Annotated in this window: 17 protein-coding genes and 1 other RNA gene; all 18 read right to left on the bottom strand. The window is 25.3% G+C overall.

All coding sequences use genetic code 4. The features are described from left to right. Window positions 1-2: 2 nt before the first annotated feature. Window positions 3-989 (bottom strand): tRNA dihydrouridine synthase DusB, encoded by a 987-nt coding sequence (gene dusB, locus SCANT_RS00085; RefSeq protein WP_053945710.1) that lies wholly within the window; start codon window positions 987-989, stop codon window positions 3-5. After that, entirely contained in the window at window positions 989-1351 is a 363-nt protein-coding gene (locus tag SCANT_RS00080; protein ID WP_053945709.1) for a DUF1904 family protein, read from the bottom strand. The genes dusB and SCANT_RS00080 overlap by 1 nt, the downstream gene beginning before the upstream one ends. A 52-nt stretch (window positions 1352-1403) precedes the next feature. Beyond that, window positions 1404-2396, bottom strand: coding sequence for an ABC transporter ATP-binding protein (locus tag SCANT_RS00075; RefSeq protein WP_053945708.1), 993 nt, complete (start codon window positions 2394-2396; stop codon window positions 1404-1406). A 54-nt stretch (window positions 2397-2450) separates the two neighbouring features. Then, the gene (locus SCANT_RS00070; RefSeq protein WP_053945707.1) at window positions 2451-3299 is read right to left on the bottom strand and encodes an Hsp33 family molecular chaperone HslO; all 849 of its coding nucleotides are present in this window, start codon (window positions 3297-3299) and stop codon (window positions 2451-2453) included. Window positions 3300-3377: 78 nt separating this feature from the next. Further along, the gene (gene ftsH / locus SCANT_RS00065) at window positions 3378-5294 is read right to left on the bottom strand and encodes an ATP-dependent zinc metalloprotease FtsH (RefSeq protein WP_053945706.1); all 1917 of its coding nucleotides are present in this window, start codon (window positions 5292-5294) and stop codon (window positions 3378-3380) included. 37 nt (window positions 5295-5331) lie between these two features. Beyond that, window positions 5332-6468 carry a tRNA lysidine(34) synthetase TilS gene (gene tilS / locus SCANT_RS00060; RefSeq protein WP_158500839.1) on the bottom strand — a complete coding sequence of 379 codons (1137 nt, stop codon included), beginning with the start codon at window positions 6466-6468 and terminating at the stop codon, window positions 5332-5334. 1 nt (window position 6469) lies between these two features. Beyond that, entirely contained in the window at window positions 6470-7192 is a 723-nt protein-coding gene (locus tag SCANT_RS00055; RefSeq protein WP_053945704.1) for a tRNA1(Val) (adenine(37)-N6)-methyltransferase, read from the bottom strand. Next, window positions 7192-7938 carry a hypothetical protein gene (locus SCANT_RS00050; RefSeq protein WP_053945703.1) on the bottom strand — a complete coding sequence of 249 codons (747 nt, stop codon included), beginning with the start codon at window positions 7936-7938 and terminating at the stop codon, window positions 7192-7194. The genes SCANT_RS00055 and SCANT_RS00050 overlap by 1 nt, the downstream gene beginning before the upstream one ends. Continuing rightward, window positions 7938-8567: a dTMP kinase gene (gene tmk / locus SCANT_RS00045; protein WP_053945702.1), complete on the bottom strand. Its 630-nt coding sequence runs from the start codon at window positions 8565-8567 to the stop codon at window positions 7938-7940. Before tmk ends, SCANT_RS00050 begins: the two co-directional genes overlap by 1 nt. 17 nt (window positions 8568-8584) lie before the next feature. Next, a complete protein-coding gene (locus tag SCANT_RS00040) occupies window positions 8585-9157 on the bottom strand; it encodes a toprim domain-containing protein (RefSeq protein WP_053945701.1) in 573 nt (190 codons plus the stop codon). After that, entirely contained in the window at window positions 9157-11034 is a 1878-nt protein-coding gene (dnaX, locus tag SCANT_RS00035; protein WP_053945700.1) for a DNA polymerase III subunit gamma/tau, read from the bottom strand. The genes SCANT_RS00040 and dnaX overlap by 1 nt, the downstream gene beginning before the upstream one ends. 36 nt (window positions 11035-11070) lie before the next feature. Then, complete coding sequence (locus tag SCANT_RS00030; RefSeq protein ID WP_053945699.1) at window positions 11071-11496, bottom strand: deaminase; 426 nt, start codon at window positions 11494-11496, stop codon at window positions 11071-11073. A gap of 14 nt (window positions 11497-11510) precedes the next feature. Then, window positions 11511-11608: signal recognition particle sRNA small type (gene ffs, locus SCANT_RS05235), an RNA gene on the bottom strand. Window positions 11609-11721: 113 nt separating this feature from the next. After that, on the bottom strand, window positions 11722-12987 hold the full coding sequence (serS, locus tag SCANT_RS00025) for a serine--tRNA ligase (RefSeq protein WP_053945698.1): 1266 nt from the start codon (window positions 12985-12987) through the stop codon (window positions 11722-11724). Between the two features lies 1 nt (window position 12988). Beyond that, window positions 12989-15421: a DNA gyrase subunit A gene (gene gyrA / locus SCANT_RS00020; RefSeq protein ID WP_053945697.1), complete on the bottom strand. Its 2433-nt coding sequence runs from the start codon at window positions 15419-15421 to the stop codon at window positions 12989-12991. A 20-nt stretch (window positions 15422-15441) separates the two neighbouring features. Continuing rightward, a complete protein-coding gene (gyrB, locus tag SCANT_RS00015; protein ID WP_053945696.1) occupies window positions 15442-17346 on the bottom strand; it encodes a DNA topoisomerase (ATP-hydrolyzing) subunit B in 1905 nt (634 codons plus the stop codon). 67 nt (window positions 17347-17413) lie between these two features. Then, complete coding sequence (dnaN, locus tag SCANT_RS00010; protein ID WP_053945695.1) at window positions 17414-18538, bottom strand: DNA polymerase III subunit beta; 1125 nt, start codon at window positions 18536-18538, stop codon at window positions 17414-17416. Between the two features lie 133 nt (window positions 18539-18671). Then, complete coding sequence (gene dnaA, locus SCANT_RS00005; RefSeq protein WP_053945694.1) at window positions 18672-20000, bottom strand: chromosomal replication initiator protein DnaA; 1329 nt, start codon at window positions 19998-20000, stop codon at window positions 18672-18674.

Below are 20000 nucleotides of genomic sequence, written 5' to 3'. Positions count from 1 at the left end.
TCTTATTCTCCTACATTTCCATTTTCATAAAACTTAAATATTGTTTTGATATCTTCCAATGATTCAATAGTTGTTGCCATTTTTTTCATTTCTTTTATTTTATTATCTGAACCTAATGTTCCTAAATATCAAAGTAACTGTTTTCTCATTTCTCTAATTGCAAATTCTTCTCCACGCATTTCGATAAGAATATTTGCGTGTCTTGTTACTGTTGCTTTTCATTCTTCGTAACTTGGTTTTTCTAAAAACTCACCAGTATCAAGATAATGTTGTATTTCTCTAAAAACTCATGGATTACCCTGTGCTGCTCTTGCAATCATTATTCCATCGCAACCAGTCTCTTCAATCATTGCTTTAGCTGATGGTCCATCAAAAACATCACCATTTCCAATTACTGGAATATTAACTGCCTCTTTAACTTTTTTTATTCAACTTCAATCAGCTTTACCATTATAAAATTGATTTCTTGTTCTACCATGAACAGCAATAGCACTCGCACCATTTTGTTCAGCTATTTTTGCAAGTTCAACTACATTTCTATTTTCATCATCTCAACCAATTCTCATTTTTACTGTAACTGGTTTTGAAGTATTTTCAACAACTGCTTTAATAACTTCTCCAACTCTTTCTGGATATTTTAATAAATTAGCTCCTGCTTGACTTCGCAATGCAACTTTTGGTGCAGGACATCCCATATTTATATCTATAACATCGCACTCAGAAAACTCTTCAACAATTTTTGCCCCTTCAACAAATGATTCAACATCAAATCCAAAAATCTGTAAAGTTATTGGATGTTCCAACTCTGATACTTCAATCATCGTTTTAGTTTTTTGATTGTTATGAACTAAACCTTCTGTACTAACCATTTCAGCATATACTAAAGAAGCTCCTTTTTCTTTACAAATAATTCTAAAAGCTGCATTTGTAGTTCCTGCCATAGGACCTAAAAATACTTTGCCTTTTATATCTATATTTCTAATTTTCATTAACCTTTATTTTCTCCATTTATATATAAGAAATTATTTATTTCTTCAAATATGACATATATATTCTTTGATATTTTTGTAAAGAAATTTTGAATATGTTTAACAACTTCTTCTTGTTTCAATGGTCTTGCTAGTCATTCAATTTTTACTTGAATTGCATCTTTTTCATAACCATTCCCAATTAAAATACTTGAATCATTTCAAAAAACTATTTTTTTAACATCTGTGTTCATAATTAAAGCTAATTCTTCAATTTGCTTAAAATACTCTTTAAGGTGATTTTCTTCTACACCTTTGAAACTAAAAATTGGCATAACTTCTCCACCTTTAACATTTATAATTATATACTTTTTTAAAGTCATTTTAATATTAAAAAAACTACAAATTATCCATTTGTAGTTTTTAGTTTTTGAACTATGATCAGTCAATTTGAGACGGTCTTTTAGGAGACTTATTATGTTTAATTTCATCAATTAAACCATTTCTTACGTGTATTACAGTATCTCCAATTTCACTAATATTTGGGTTGTGTGTAACAATTATTACAGTTGTATTATATTTTTCTTTTACATCAACAAGAATATCTAATACTTTTCTACCCATTTCTTCATCAAGTGCTCCAGTTGGTTCATCACCAAATAGGATTTCTGGGTTCTTTGCTAAGGCCCTAGCAATAGAAACCCTTTGTTGTTGTCCACCAGACATTTGATGTGGATATTTGTTCATTTGTTCTTCCATACCAATAGTTTTAAAGATTTCTTCAATTGACATTTTATTTTCTTTTGATTTACTTAAGTTTTCTCCAACTTCTGCATTTTCTTTTGCAGTCAAATTTGAAAGCAGATTATATTGTTGGAAAATAAAACCAACATTTTCTCTACGGAATTTTGTTAAATGAGAGTCTTTTAATAAAGACAAGTTATTACCTAGAACGAAAACATCACCCTCTGATGTTTTATCCAATCCTGAGATTGTATTTAATAAAGTTGTTTTTCCTGAACCAGATGGTCCAAGTATTACAATAAATTTACCCTTTTCAAGTTTCAAGTCCACACCGCGTAACACAGGAGTTAACATATCTCCAGTCACATATCATCTTTTTACGTTGTATAGCTCAATAACGTTTTTTTCTAAATCAGGTTTGTTACCTGTTGTAGACACAATTTTACCTTCTAATATTTTTTTTGAATATTTTGAAGTATTTTGTTTTTGGATTTTATTTTTTAATTTTAATCCTTTAACTCCCTCTTCAGTTACTAAAGGTAACTCAACATGCTCAAATTCTCTTATAAGAGTTTGATCTGTTCCCACAGAAGTTTTTTTAGCTAATTTTTTATCTTCAATCTTTTCTGATTGTGCTAATTCCGCTTCGACTTTTTTTTGTTGTTTTAAATCTTTTTCTTCCATATTAAACTCCTTAATATAGAACTTAAATACACCTAAAATAGTATAACATAAAAACTATATAATTTCATTTGGCTTTACATTATATTGTTTTTTACAAAAGTCACAGACAACTTCAACTAATTCTCCTTCTTCAATTATTTTTTTAATTTCTTTTTCTCCAAGTAATTTAACTGAAGATACTACTTTTTCAATATTACAAGTACATTCAAATTTTAATTCACCAATACCTAATACTTTTGCATCTTTACAAATATCTTTTATTAGAGATTCATAATTAGTTGTTTCAATTAAAGTTTTAACCAAATGATCTAATGTACCTATCTTTTCTTCAATAAAGTCAATATCTTCATCTTTAAAACCAGGAAGTAATTGAATAATTATTCCACATGCTTTTTTAATAGTATTATCTTCATTTAATTCTACAGCTGAAGTAATTAAAGAATTAACCTGATCACTTTGTTGTAAATAATACATAAAATCAAAATTGACCTCTCCTGAAATTATTTCAACTCTTGAAGTATATGGAGTACTTTCCCCATTATCTCTAGATATTTGTAAAAATCCTTGTTTACCAACAACTTGTGATAAAGCACTTCCCTCTTCAAGATTAATTTTATCAATTTCAAAATTTGGATTTTGAATATATCCCCTTACTTTTTTATCTTGGAACTCAACAATTATTGAACCACCAAGACCCATTCCATTTAAATTAGTTGTCATTTTACTTCCATCTTTTAAAGATAAACTCACAAGAGCATTATCAATAATTGTTCTACCTAAAGCTACTGAAGCTAAAGGGTTAGTATTTTGCAATTTTGCAATTTCATTAAAACTTTCTGAAATATCAACTATTGATATTTTTACATTATTTTTTTCACTTATTGCTCTAATTTCCATATCCATAATTTTGTTCTCCTTAAGAATTCACTTTTATTATTATACTTGTTTAAAAAATAAAAAAACACTTCAATATAAAGTGTTCTATTTATCATCTTCATCTGGTTCAAATTCTAATATTTCTCCAGATTCTTTTTTCTTGTCTTCAACATCTTTTCTATTTTTTTCTTCTATAACTTCTTTTGGTAACTTATTATGTTTATCAATATAATCAATTTGCTCTGCTGTAATAGTTTCTAATACTCTTAAAGACTCTGCAATTAATTCTAAAACATCTTTATGTTTATTAATAACTTCTAATGCAGTTTTATAACATTTTTCTAAAATAGTATTTATCTCTGTATCAATTTTAAATGCAACTTCATCTGAATAAACACCCTTAGTTTGTCCATATGATTCTTCTTGCATAGTTAAATATTTTGTAAGTCCTAATGTTGACATACCAAATTGAGTTACCATTCTTCTTGCAATGTTTGTAGCTTTATCTAAGTCATCATGTGCTCCTGTTGTAATTTTGTTTTTACCAAACATAATTTCTTCAGCTGCTCTACCACCCAAATAACCTGCAATTGAGGCAAATAAGTCTTCTTTTGATGAAAAATTTGATTCATCTTTTGGAGTCATAATTGTATAACCCCCAGCATTACCTCTAGGAATTATAGTAACTTTTTGAACTTTTGAAGCCGATTCTAATCTTAATCCCATTAAAGCATGACCTGCTTCATGATATGAAACAATTTGTTTGTCTTGCATTGTCATTGCTCTTGATTTTTTGGCTGGTCCCCCAACAACTCTATCAATTGCTTCATCAATATCTAAAATATTAATCATTTTTCTTTTATCTCTAACAACAAGAATTGCAGCCTCATTAAGAACGTTTTCTAATTGTGCTCCTGAAAAACCTGGTGTTCTTTCAGCAATACGCTTTCAATCAATTTCAGGAGAAACTGATTTATTTCTTGAATGAAGTTTTAAAATTGCTTCTCTCTCACGGATGTCAGGTAGTGAAATTTGAATTGTTCTGTCAAATCTTCCTGGTCTTAACAAAGCACTATCTAAAACATCAACTCTGTTAGTCGCAGCCATAACAATAACTCCAGTATTTGAAGCAAAACCATCCATTTCAACAAGTAATTGGTTTAATGTTTGTTCATTTGTTGAAGCACCCATTCCACCACTACGTTTTCTACCAACAGCATCAATTTCATCAATAAAAATAATACAAGGTGCTGCTTTTTTTGCGTCACTAAAAAGATCTCTTACTCTACTTGCTCCTAAACCAACAAACATTTCTTCAAACTCAGAACCTGCCATTGAGAAAAATGCAACACCGGCTTCTCCAGCAACTGCTTTTGCTAATAATGTTTTACCTGTTCCAGGAGGGCCTTCCATAAGAACACCTTTTGGAACTCTAGCTCCCATTAGTGCATATTTATTTGGATTTTTCAAATAGTCAACAAGTTCAACAAGTTCAATTTTTTCTTCATTAATACCTGCAACGTCTGAAAATTTTACATCTGATTTAATTTCTCTTGGTCTTGTATTTTTACCTGGGCCAAACATTCCTCCACCCATTCCACCTTTTGACATTGATGAAAATATTCAAATATAAAAACCTATTAAAATTACCATTGGCAATAAATTAATTATTAAAGTCATAAACGGTGAATTTCCTTGTGATAATGTTATTATGCTTTGAGTAAAATCCTTAAAAGCATTATTATCTTCTCTAAGTGAGGTATAAGATGAATTCGTTAAAGTCAGTACAAACTTTCTTACAACTCCAGAGCTATTAGTATATGATCCAGATATAATGTGTAAACCACTATAAACCTGTTCTGTTGAATTTTTACTTATTTTATTATTCATTAACAAATCAAGGAATTCTGCTTCAGTTAATTTATCTGATGTTCCTGCAATAAACTGTCAGATTACTATTCCTATTACTATTAACATAACTATAAATAAAACCCATAATCATATAGATTTTTTCTTTTTCATTTTTTCACCGTTTTCTAATTTCTTTATAATTTTATCATTATATGTTTATTTTATTTAAAAGTATTTTCTTTGTTTTATCAAAAATTAAAATATTTTTATATCTCTTAAGATAATTTATTTTTTTATCTCTATAAATTTTGGATAAGAACTTATCATTAACTAATAATTTTGATTGATATTTTTTTCAATTATTTGTAACAACTATATTTTCATGATTGACAATATTATTTTCAATTAACAATTTTTTAAAAAATTTGTCATTACTATTTTCAATTTCAAAAGTATCTAACTCCTCAGAGTTTACTACTCTAATTAATTCATAGTCCTTCATTAAAATTAAATTTCCCTTTTTAATTTCAACTAATTTTTTTTTAGATAATATTTGCTTTAAAAATTCTCTAATTATCGCTTTTTTTGTTTTGTATAAAAAATAAGAAAATTGGTTTCTTTCTAAAAAACTAAATAATAGATATTCATTTCACTCATTATCATCATTAAATTTATCTATATTCAAAACATTAGAATATATTAAATCTTCAATTTTAAGTTTATAATTTAAAATTTTTTCATTTTTAATATCAATCTCTTTAATTAACTTATTAAAAGTATTCTCCCTAAGAGTGAATCTTAGTTTATTTCTTTCATATTTTAAATCTGAATTTGTACTATCAATAATATATCCTATATTTTTTTCATCTAAGTCTTTTATTATGTCAGACTTTTTAATAGATAATATAGGTCTCAATATTTTTTTATTTTTATAATAGGATTCAGAATTTATACCAAAATATCTAACTTTTTTTTTATTATTTTTTTGCATCAAGTAAGTTTCAATATGGTCATTTAAGTTATGAGCAATTAATATTGCATCGGCTTTTTGTTTTTCAAATTGCTCACAAAAAAAATCATATCTAATAGTTCTTGCTCATGATTCAAAATTTTCTTTCAAGTTATTATAATCTTGTTTAATATTTTTTATAAAATATTCAATCTCATATTTTTTACACATTTTTTTCACAAGTTCTAAATCTTGATTAGAGTCTTTTCTAAAATTATAATTTACATGGCATACTACAAAATTTTTGAATCCATTATCTAATAGATAATTAAAAAGAAAAACACTATCTGGCCCTCCAGATAATCCTAAAATATACTTTGAACTTTTCTTTAGCAATTTAATCACCAAACATTTCTAATATTTCCTTCTTATAACTTCCATCTTCATTATGAATATAAAGAGGCTCTAAAATTTTCATTCCATTATTTCCATCGTTAATTGCTTCTATAAGAATTCTCTTTGAATTTTGTTTTTCTTTTGAATAAACTATTTGTAATTTTTTTACTGAAAAATTATTTTGCTTTAATAAAAAAATTATTTCATCTAACCTTTCACTTAAATGAATCATAAAAAACTTACCACCATTTTTTAATGCTATTTTTGCACTTTTTATTATTTCCTCCAAAGTTATTAATATCTCATGTCTTGCAGGAGTTAAAAATTTACTTTTTTTATTAAGCTTTGATTCCTTATCCACTTTAAAAAAAGGTGGATTACAGAATATTAAATCAAAGTTATTATTTTTATCCAAAATAAAATCTTTAATATCTGAATTTATTATTTCAATTTGATCTTCAAGTTTATTTATTTTTATGTTTTTTTTAGCAATTTTGCAAGCCTCCACTTGAATTTCAATACCAGTTATTTTGGACTTTGTATATCTTGAAATTATTAAAGGTATGATTGCATTATTAGTTCCAAAATCTAAAATGTTTTTATATTTATTTGATGGTTTTCAAAATCTAGCCAATAAAACTGAGTCAATACAAAAATTGAACATTTCATTATCTTGAATTATTTTTAGTTCTTTATAATTTAAAATGTCGTTTTTTACTTGCATTAGATTACCTCATACATTTTTATAAACAAATTCTCCAAAATTAAATTAATATAATTTGTTTCTTTTATTTCATTTATTGTATCCAATAAAAGTTCTTGTAAAAATTTTATATTTAAATCTATAGAATTTTCAAAAGCAATATTTAAATCTGCTATAATTTCTGATCTTTCCATTTTCTTAAAACTTATCAAATATTTTAATAATTTTTTCTTCTCTTTATTTAAAAAGAATTTTATAATTTGTGAATCAAATTTTTCTTTAATAATTTCATTTTCAATAGAAAAAAGTTTGCATCTTGATTTAATTGTGCTCAAAATTTTATTTCTATCCTTTGTTAAAATTAAAGCATAAGTATTTTTAGGAGGTTCTTCTAAAAATTTAAGTAGCGCATTAGACGCACTTTCACTTAAGTTTTCTCCATTAGCCAATATATAAACTTTATTTTTATTGTCTTCAATTCCTGAAGAAGAGAATTTTATAATTAATTCTTTAATATCATCCTTTGATATTTTTGATATTGAGTCTCCAATATAAAAAATATTTAGATTGTTTTTATTAACAACTTTTAAACATCAATCACAACCATCATTTTCAAAGGAATTATTTAAACAATATATTTGTCTTAAAATTTCTGTTGAGATTTCATCAAGATTAGTTTGATTTTCGTTTGAAATTATTATTGAATGGTAAAGTTTTTTATTTTTTATCAATTCATTAACAATACTAAATACCTCTACTTTTTTCATTATTTTTTTGTTCTTTCATTAAGAGCATTATCAATTAAAAAATCAACTTGTTGTAAAACTTCATTAATTTGCTTTCTCGAATCTACAACTTTAATTCTATCTGAGTTTTCAGAAATTAAGATTTGATAACCCTCATATACTGCCTCATGAAATCTTTGATTTTCCTGTTCCATTCTGTCAGCGCTTCTTTTTCTATTCATTAATCTAATTTGTGATTCCTTTGGAGTTATATCAAAAAAAATTGTTAAGTCTGGTTTTGTTGAACCTAAAACGATGCTTTGTAATTCATTAACATCTGCCATACCTATATTTCTTGCATATCCTTGATAAGCTGATGTTGAGTCCATAAATCTATCACATACAACAATTGTTCCTTCTTTTAAAGCAGGCAATATTATTGAATCTAAATGTTGTTTTCTTGCTGCAACATACAACAAAGTTTCTGCTCATGGATTAATTGAATTTTTTTCATCAAGAATAATTCTTCTTAATTCTTCTGCCAAAGGTTCTCCCCCTGGTTCTCTTGTAAGTAAAACTTTGTATCCCTTTTGAATTAAATTATCTTTAATCATTTTAGAAATTGTTGTTTTACCTGAACCATCTATACCTTCTAATGAAATAAATAACATACTATAAGTCCTCTAAACTAATCATCTAGTTTCTTTCTATTCAAAATTGCATCATTTAATGTTTCTTGATCAATATAATCTAAAACTCCACCTAATGGAATCCCTCTTGCAATTCTAGAAATTTTCTCGCATATTCCTTTTGCTTTATTAGCTATGTAGTTTGAAGTTACTTCTCCTTCAAATGTTAAATTTAAAGCAAGTAATAATTCTATACCTTTACTAATTCTAACAAATAATTCACTTATTTTAATTTTTTCAGGACCTATATTTTTATTCAAATTTATCTCCCCATTTAATACATGTATTAGACCATTATAATTACTTTTTGCTATTTTAATTGCATCAAGTTTTGTAGATACAACACAAATAATATTTTGATTTCTATTTTTGTTATTACAAAAAGTGCAAACATTATTTTCTTTAAAGTAAAAACAAGTATTACATTCACTGTAAGATTTTTTTATTTCATTAATCACAGTTTCTAACGAACTAATTTTATTTTTATTAATTATTAAATCAAAAAGAATTTTTTCAGCCACTTTTTTCCCAATACCATCGATACTCTTTAATTCTTCAATTATTTTATCCATTAGTTCACAACCTTAATATTTTGATCTCCTAAAATTTCTTTTGCTCTTTTCAAATATTGATTTTCATCATTATCATCTTTTTTATTTAAAGCTTCATAAAAATATTCTGTATCTATATGTTTAAATTCTTCTAACTTATTATTATTTTTTCTATCCATAAATTCAATTTTAATTTCTGATCATCTTGTTTTATCAAGAGAAATTATTTTAACTTCTTTTCCAAAATATTCATAAATTTGTTTTCTTATATTTGGTTTCTGAAGTCTATTATTAATTCATTTTGATATTGTTCTTTCATCCGAAACTAATATAACTGAATCTTCACTTGAAGCTGTTATTTTTGAACCATAAAACATAATAAAATTTTCAATAAATTTTGAGTTACCATTTATTACCTCTTCATTAAACATGCGTTCAAATTTTTCTTCATAATATTTTCTTGCTTGTTTATTTGCACCTACTAAAACATTAATAATTTGATCATTTGTAAAATCTATAATATTTTTATAAATAATTGCTTCTGAAATTAATAACTTCATTTGTAGCTTTAAAAACTTAGAATCATCTTTTTCTTTAAAAAAATCTTGTATATTATTTTTCACAGAGAAATTATTATTCATATTTTTTTCATCTTGTGATTTCTTTTCTTGTGAAACTATATTTTTATTTAACTCAAAAGATTTTTCTTTTAAATTTTCACCTAAGTTATTTGTTTTATCTGTATTTGGCTCATCTCAATTAATTGTTGAAGTTGGTAAACTGCAAGTAAGTTTATCTTTTTCAATAACACTTATAAGTTTTTTAGTTGAAACAGTTTTTAAAATATTTATTAATATATATTGAAAGCTTATATTTGAGTTTTTAGATTTAGTATAAGAATCAGATATATTATCTGCTAGATCAAACATAATTTTTATATCTGTTTGATTAAAATTATTAAAATCCTCAATTGTTAAATTACTTAAAAAATTATAATCTTGTGTAAGTTTAACTTCTATTATCTCTTTTATAATATCTAATAAACTTAATGTCATTGTTTGAAAGTCTATTCCTTGGTTATTTGAAACTTCAAAATATGAAATTATTTCCTTTGTATTACCTTGAATTACATTCTTAATAATATTTAATTTTTCAACTTTTGTTGCAATGTAAAATATCTTTTTTAAAATTTCAACATTAACTTCTTTTTCAGAAATTGTTAATGATTGCTCTAAATAATTAAGTGCATCTCTTAATGAACCATCTGACATATAATAAATTTCATTTAAAGCTTCCTTAGTTATTATTTTGCCTTCAGCTTTACATATTTCTTCAACTTTTTGCTCTAAATCTTTTTGACCAATTTTTTTAAAATTAAATAATTGACATCTTGAAATTATTGTAGCTGGGATTTTTGAAAACTCTGTAGTTGCTAAAATAAAAATAACATGTTTTGGTGGTTCTTCTAAAGTTTTAAGTAAAGCATTAAAAGCCGAATTTGAAAGCATATGTACTTCATCAATTATATATACCTTATACTTTGAAAAACTTGGTAGCAACGAAACATTAGCTTTTATGTTTCTAATCTCTTCAACTCCATTATTTGAAGCTGCATCTATTTCAAATATATCTGAATGAGCATTATTATTAAACTCTTTACAACTTATACAATTATCACAGGGATTATAACCATTTAAATTTTGGCAATTGACTATTTTTGCAAATATTTTTGCAATAGATGTTTTACCTGTTCCTCTTTGACCAGAAAATAACAAAGCATGTCCAAATGAATTTGAATTGATTTGAGAAATTAATATTTCCTTAATTCCATTATGACCTGCAACTTGATCAAAATTCTTTGGTCTATACTCCCTATAAAGTGACTTTTTATTTTCCATAATTATTTACTCCCCTTGCATAAATATTTTACATAGTTATTTCCTTAATTTTAAAAAGAATTCTTTTAATTCCGTTTCAAATATTGTACTTTCTTTACTACTTCCTATTTTTTCAAAAGTAATATCTGTTAGGATCCTATTATAATTACATTTTATATTATCAAGGTAATACAATACTTTTTTTATACTAGCTTGTTCAATAACAGTAATACACATTAAACAAGGTTTTAATGATGTAACTAATCTATAGTCTCCTAAGTTTTTAGTTTTTAGTTTTTTATATATTTTATTTAATACTCTTATCTCGGCATGATTAGAAAAATTATATTTCTTTTGCCTACTATTAAAAGATTTTGCAACTATTTTATTATTAGTGTCAATTAATAAGGCAGATACTGGAACATCCTTATTCTTCTTACATTTTTTTAATTCCATAAGTAGTGTATTAAAAATCAATTCCATAAAAAGTTCTCCTAAAAATAAAAAAAGTCACTGTACAAGGCACTGGATTCTTATGGCTGCTACCTTCCGGTCCTGACCAACTTCGAACGTCACCCTTACAATGACATCTATATAATAACATTTTTTTCATAGATTTATATGCTTTTTATTTTTTATAAATTGTTTCACGTGAAACAATTTATAAAAAATAAAAAAAATAAAAAAAATAATGTTTCACGTGAAACATTATTTTATAAAGTCAATATTACCTAAATATGGCTTTAAAATATCTGGGATTAATAATTTATCTCCATCATAATAGTTTTCTAAAATAGCAGCAAATAATCTATCAATTGCTAAACCTGAACCATTTAATGTATGAACATATTCATTTTTATTATCATCATTTTTATATCTTGCCATTATTCTTTTTGATTGAAAATCTAAACAATTTGAGCATGATGATATTTCTCTATATTTATTTTGATTAGGAAATCAAACTTCTAGATCATAAGTTTTTGCTGAAGAAAACCCTATATCTCCCCCACACAGTTCAACAACTCTATAAGGTAAATTAAATAATTGTAAGCATTCTTCTGCATCTATAAGCATTTTTTCTAGTTCTTCATAAGATGTTTTATTATCTGTAATTTTAACCATTTCAACCTTATTAAATTGATGCAATCTTATTAGACCCTTTGTATCTCTACCAGCACTTCCCGCCTCTTTTCTGAAACATTGAGTAAAAGAAGTTAAATAGATAGGTAATTGTTCTTTTTCTAATATTTTATCTCTAACTGTATTTGTTAAAGGAACTTCTGAAGTTGGTATCAAATACTGATCACCAATTTTATAAGCATCTTCTTCAAACTTTGGAAGTTGCCCTGTTCCATACATATTTTCCTTATTTACTATTAAAGGTAGATACATTTCTTTATAACCATTATTTGTATGTCTATTAATTAATATGTCTGCTAAGGCTCTAATAATTTTTGCTCCGAGATTAGTGTAGACAACAAATCTTGAACCAGATAATTTTGAACCTAACTCAAAATCAACTAATCCCAATTTTGAAGCTATATCCCAATGAGATTCACCATCATTTTTTATTTTTCCATTTTTTCATGTTTTAATTTCAATATTATCATTTTCATCTTTTCCCAATGGAATATTATCATTTGGTATATTTGGTATGTAACTTAATTTAGAATTAATTTCATCATTAATTAATCTTAGATCATTATCTAATTTTTCAACTTCTTGATTTATTTTTGAAACTTCTTTTTTTAATTTTTCAATTTCATTCTTATTATTATTTTTAGCTAAAATTCCAATATCTTTTGAAATTTTATTTTTTTTAGCTTTTAATTCTTCTACTTTAAAAGTAATCTTTTTTCTTTTTGAATTTAATTCAACAATTTGATTTAATTCCAATTTGAAATCCTTATTTCTTTTTTTTAAATTTGAATTAACTTTCTCAAAGTCACTTTCAATTTTATTTATATCTAGCATTCTATTCACCTTTATTTCATTCTAATGTAGTTGATGTAATAGTTTCATCTGTTTCTAAATTAAATCCAATTACTCCTGCTGAGTTTCTAGATTGTAAATTAATATCTTGAGCTCCAATTTTTATTATCTTACCTTTTGAAGATATCATTAAAATTTCATCTGTTTCTCTAATTGCTAGAAGAGATTTAAACTTACCAGTCTTTTCATTTAGTTTCATTCCCAAAACACCTTTAGCACCTCTACCAAAAATGTTATATTCACTTATAAGTGTTTTTTTAACAATTCCTTTTTCTGATATTGTTGCAACACTTTCATTTTTATAACTTGAACACGAGGATACAACAAAATCATTTTTGTCTAATCCCATACCTTTTACTCCTCTTGAAGATCTTGACATAGGTCTAAAGTTATCTTCGTTAACTTTAATTATTTTTCCATTTAGTGAAGCTATTAAAATTTCTGTTCCACCAACAGTTGGTATTACAGAAACTAACTTATCTCCTTCATCTAAATTAATTGCAATTTTCCCAAAATTATTAATTCTATTAAATTCCTCTATTTCAACTTTTTTAACAACTCCCTTTTGAGTTACAAAAAGTAAATATTTATACGCATTCTTTTTATTTTTTAAAGGTAAAATTGAAGTTACCTTTTCAGAAGAATTTATTCCTATAAAGTTAATTACTGGTACACCTCTAGCATTTCTAGAAAATTGTGTTATATTATAGGCTTTAATCCTATAAACTTTTCCTTCATCTGTAAAAAATAAAACATCATCTTTTGTTTTACCAAATTTTGCAATTGCAATATTATCTTCATGATTATTATTTATAATGACACCTTTACCACCACGTTTTTGAGTTTTAAATTCCTCATTTGAAAGTCTTCTAATATATCCATCTTCAGATAAAGTTATTAACATTTGTGTATCTTGAATCAATTCCTCATCATCAATTTGGGTTTCATCTTCTTCAATAATTTTTGTTCTTCTTTCATCACCAAATTTATTTACAATATCTTCAAGTTGAGTAATTAATAAGTCATTTTGTTTTTCTTTTGAAGATAAGATTTCTTCAAGTTCAGATATTCTTATTTCTATATTTTTAATATCTAATTCTACTTTTTCTCTTTCCAATCCTACTAATCTTTGCAATCTCATATCTAAAATTGCTTTGGATTGTTTTTCATCAAAACCAAAAGCTTTAAATAATTTCTCATGTGCAATTTCAGTAGTTTTTGACTCTTTTATAATTTTTATAATTTCGTCAATATGATCTAATGTAACTCTAATTGCATTTAAAATATGTAATTTTGCATTTAATTTATTTTTTTCAAAAATGCTTCTTTTAACAATTATTTCAATTTGATGTTTTACATAAAATTTTAATATATCTTTAATATTTAAAACAACAGGAATTCCATTATTTAAAGAAAGCATGTTGATTGCAAAACTTGACTGCAAGTTTGTATATTTGTAAAGTTTTTTGATTATAAGTTGTGGATTTGAATTTTTAGATAATTCTATTACAATTCTAATTCCCTCATAGTTAGACTCATCTCTGATATCTGAAATACCCATTATAATCTTATTTTTATAAAGTTCTACTATTTTTTCAACAACTTTTAATTTATTAGTTTGATATGGAATTTCACTTACAACTATTCTTTGATTTTTGCTAGTTTCTTCAATATCAATTTTTGATCTAATTATTAAATTACCTTTACCGGTTCTATAACCTTCAATCATGCTTTTTCCATTTGTCATTAAAGCACCTGTTGGAAAGTCTGGGCCTTTAATATATTTTAAAATATCATCAATTGTCATTTGATCATCTTTTATATATGCAATAGTTGCACCTACAACTTCTCTTAAATTATGAGGTGGGATATTAGTTGCCATACCTACAGCTATACCTGTTGCTCCATTAACTAAAAGGTTTGGAAAATAACCAGTTAAATACTTTGGTTCTCTTTCAGACGCATCATAGTTATCAACAAATGGCACTGTATCCATATCAATATCTTTTAATAATAATGATGTAATTTTTGCAAGCCTTGCTTCTGTATAACGCATTGCAGCTGCACCATCTCCATCAATTGAACCAAAATTCCCATGTCCTTCAACTAAGGGATATCTATAGGAAAAATCTTGCGACATTCTAACCATTGCTTCATAAACTGAAGAATCACCATGAGGGTGATATTTACCAATTACTTCACCAACAATACGTGCAGATTTTTTGTGTGGAGTATCTGATGTAATTTTTAAATCATTCATAGCATAAATAATTCTTCTATGAACTGGTTTTAATCCATCTTTTAAATCAGGAAGAGCTCTACTAACAATAACACTCATTGAGTATTCTAAAAAATCTTTTTCAACTTCGCTTTTAATATCCATCTCTAAAATGCGACCGTGTTTTATTTCACTCATTTAGTTTCACCTACCTTACTTTAAATATCTATATTTTCTACAAATTGTGCATTTTCAATAATAAATTGTTTTCTTAAATCAGCATTTTCTCCCATTAAACTAGAAAAAACTTCATTTGCAAGAAAAGCATCTTCAACTTTTATTTGAATCATAGTTCTTCTTTCTGGATCCATTGTTGTTTCTCATAATTGAATTGGATCCATTTCACCAAGTCCTTTATATCTTTGAATAGTATATTTAAGTTCTTTGTATTTATTTTCTTTTAATTGTTCAAGCTCTAAATCATTGTATGCATAATCTGAAACATTTTTTCCATTATCAATTTTATATAATGGTGGTTGTGCAATATAGACATTTCCATTTAAAATTAGTTCTTTCATATATCTATAAAAGAAAGTTAATAAAAGAACTCTAATATGCGCTCCATCAACATCGGCATCTGTCATAATAATTATTTTTCCATATCTTAATTTTGTAAGATCAATATCTTTTTTAACACCAATACCTACAGCAGCAATAATTGATTGAATTTCATTATTATCAAAAACTTTTGATTGTTTTACTTTTTCAACATTTAGAACTTTTCCTCTTAGAGAAAGGATTGCTTGAGTTTTTCTATTTCTACCAGTTTTTGCACTACCACCAGCAGAATCCCCCTCAACAAGATATAATTCACATTCTTGAATATCTTTTGATTCACAATCTGCTAACTTACCTGGTAATGAAAAATTATCAATAGCTGATTTTCTTCTTGTATCTTCTCTTGCTCTTTGAGCAGCTTTTCTTGCTTTTTGAGAAACTAAAATTTTTTCAATAATTTTTTTAGCATCATTTGGATTTTTTAATAAAAACTCTTTAAATGTTTCATTTGTTATTTCTAATACAGCTTCTTTAGCATCTGTATTAGATAATTTTGCTTTTGTTTGTCCTTCATATAAAGGATCTCTATGTCGAATTGAAACAACAGCAACAATTCCTTCTTTTAAATCATCTCAAGTAAATTTATTACCTTTAAAATTTTTTAAATCATTTGTATAAGAATTAACTGCTTTTAATAAAGCACTTCTAAATCCTTCTTCATGTGAACCACCTTCAGATGTAAAAATGTTATTACAAAATGAAAATAAGTTTTCATCATACGTCTCATTGTATTGTATTGAAATTTCAACTTCAATATCATTAAAACTATTGGACATATAAAAAATTTCATCGTGAACTTTTTCTTTTCCACTATTTATTTCTTTTATATAATCTTTTATTCCATCTTCAAAAATATAACTTAAATACTTATCATTTCTTTGGTCATATAAATTTAATTTTAATTTTTTATTTAAAAAAGCTAACTGTCTTATTTTGTTTTGTATTACTTTAAAATCAAAATCTATAACTTCTTTAAAAATTTCTGGATCAGGTTTAAATTTTATAATTGAACCATTTGAATCAGAATTACCTATTTCTTTAATAGCAGTAGCATTTCTACCACCTTCAGAAAATTTCTGATGATAAATTTTTCCATCTCTAGAAATCATAGCTTCAACATATAAAGATAAAGCATTTACAACAGAAGCACCTACACCATGTAAACCACCTGAAACTTTATAAGTAGCTTCATCAAATTTTCCACCAGCATGTAAAACAGTAAAAATTGTTTCTAAAGTTGTCTTCTTTGTTTTTGGGTGAATATCAACTGGTATTCCTCTTCCATTGTCTTTAATTATTATTTCATTTTCATCAGTTATAAAAATAGATATTTCATTACAAAAGCCTGCTAATGCCTCATCCACTGAGTTATCCAATATTTCTCAAATCATATGATGAAGACCAGTTTTGTTTGTATTTCCTATATACATTCCAGGTCTTTTTCTAACAGCTTCTAATCCTTCAAGTACTTGAATTTGATTAGCTCCATACTTATTATTTTCCATAATAAAATACCTCTCACAAACTTAATTATATCATTTAAGTAAGTGAAAGGTATGTAGATATAAGTTATTAATTTGAAAACATCGGTAAAATAATTTGACTTAAATCCATATCTTCTGATGAAGATATCACAATTGGTTTTTTAGAATCAATTAAATTAATTTCAACATTTTTAGTTTCAAAAGTTTTTAATGACTCAATTAAATATTTTGAATTAAAACATATATTTTGCTCATCTAATCCTTTTAATTCAAATTCCTTAAAAATTTCTTCAAAACTTCCTATTTGATGAATATTAGATTTTATAAAAATACTATCATTATTTAAAATAAGATTTACTACCGTAGAAGTATTTTCTTCACTTGGAATATCTGCTCTAGATATTAATTTAAAGAATTTCTTATTATCCATATATAATGTTGTATTAAAATCAGTTGGGAAAACTGCATTAACATCAGGGAATTGCCCTTCTAAGATTGTTGTTTGAAACAATGTATTATTAATTATAAAAGTTACGTGACTATCAACAGAAACAATTTTACATTCACCTTTTTCTGGTAATAATTTTATTAACTCTAAAACACTTTTATGTGGAATATTAGTTTCAAATTTATTTGGTATATCTTCAAATAGTTGAATTCTTTTTCTTGATACTCTAAAACCATCAGTTCCTGTAATATAAAACATTGAATTATCTATAGAGAAATTTAATCCAGCTAATACTATTTTTTGATTTCATTCATTTACGGAAATTATTGTTTGGTTAAGACTTTTCTTCAGATCATTATTTTTTACTGTTACAATATCTCCCTTTTCTCTAAAACCAATAGTTGGATAATCATTATAATTTAAAATGTTTAATGAAAATTCAGACTTTTCTCCTGATAAAGAAACTATGTTTTCTTCTATATTAGAAATGTTAACAATATCATCATCCATACGTCTAAGTATTTCTAAAAAATATTTTCCCCTTATTAAGATTGTGCCTGTCTCTTTAATTAATAAATCATTGGTACCCATATTAATAATTGTCTTTATAGACATTGAGGTATTCGAAGAAATCAAAGATATTTTATCAGCATCTATTTCTAATAAAATTCCACTAATACTTGGTGTAGGGACTTTTGAATCAATAATTCTATTACATTTGTTTATTTCTTCAATAAAAGCTAATCTATTTACACTAAAGAACATTGAAAATACCTCCTTATTTATTATTTATTATTTATATTATTATTATGCTCTTAAAATGTGGATAACTTTTAAAAAACCAACAAAATATGAGCTTTATGAAAAGATTTTATCACTTTATACTATATTTTTATAATTAAGAAGTTATGTCCTTTTTAATTTTTTTTAATGTGTTTTTAAAAATCTTATCTTCAGCAATAGCTTTTTTAATTTTATTGCAGGCATTAATAACAGTTGTATGGTCTTTTCCACCAAATAAAATACCTACTTCTGAATAATTTTTTTTCATTAATTCAGTGGTTAAATACATTGAAACATGTCTTGCAATAACAACACTAGAAACTTTATTTTTTGCATCAATAGATTTTACATTTACACCATAATTTTGAGCAACAACACTTTTAATTTTTTGAACAGTTATTTCTCCACCTGGAGCATAAGAATAATCTTCTAATAACTTTTGAATAGTATCAAGTTCAATTATTTCTCCTACTGATTCTTGATCTTGTATTAATTTAAACTCTATTTTATTAATTATTCCTTCAATTTTCCTAACGTCAGTTCCAAAATGAGATGCTATGTATTTTTTTGATTCAGTTGCTAAATTTAAATTTGCAATTTGAGTTTTATAATCAATAATTTTTAAAGCTGTTTCAACATCTGGTGGCTCTATTTTTACACTTAAACCTTGATTAAATCTAGATACTAATCTTTTATCAAATCCATTTAGTAATTCAGGGAATTTGTCTGATGTTATTACTATTTGTTTCCCTTCTTCAATAAAAGAATTAAATATATTGAAAAATATTTCATTTGTTTTTCCACTATTTGCAAGGAATTGAATGTCATCAATTAATAAAACATCAATTTCATTCATTTCTGATTTTGTTTGTTCTATTTCTTTAAAACCACCTAACAATGAATCTAAAATTTCTTTTCTAAAATCATTAGATGCATAGTATTTAATGTTTAAATCATTTTTTTGTACATTTAGTTCATTGTTTATAGCTTTAAGTAAGTGAGTTTTTCCTAATCCAGAATCTCCATATATAAAAAGTGGGTTTCACTTATTACCTAAATTATTGATTAAAGCTTTTGAAGCATTATATGCTTCACTATTACTTTTTCCTGAAATAAAACTTTCAAAATTAAAATCTCTTCCATTATTTTTTTTCTTACTTATTATTATTTCACTTATTTTTTTTTCTTTTTTGAACTCTTCTTTTGATAAAAAACTTATTGAAATATCTTTTTCTAGTATTTTACTTATTTTTTCTTTAAGTTCTTTTACTATATTTTCCAAATAGTATTTAGATAAGTCCTTATTAACAACAATAACCTTTTGATTTTCAGAAAGGTCTTCAATTGAAGCACTTTTTACATACTCTTCATAAACGTTTGGTTCTATTAAATCAGAAGATATTAATCATTTTTTTATTTCTTTTCATAATGCAATGTTAGTCAT

The organism is Spiroplasma cantharicola, from assembly GCF_001281045.1.
Taxonomy (GTDB): Bacteria; Bacillota_I; Bacilli_A; order Mycoplasmatales; family Mycoplasmataceae; genus Spiroplasma_A; species Spiroplasma_A cantharicola.
Note: the sequence above shows the minus strand (reverse complement) of the source record. Positions and strands in the feature narration are given on the sequence as shown.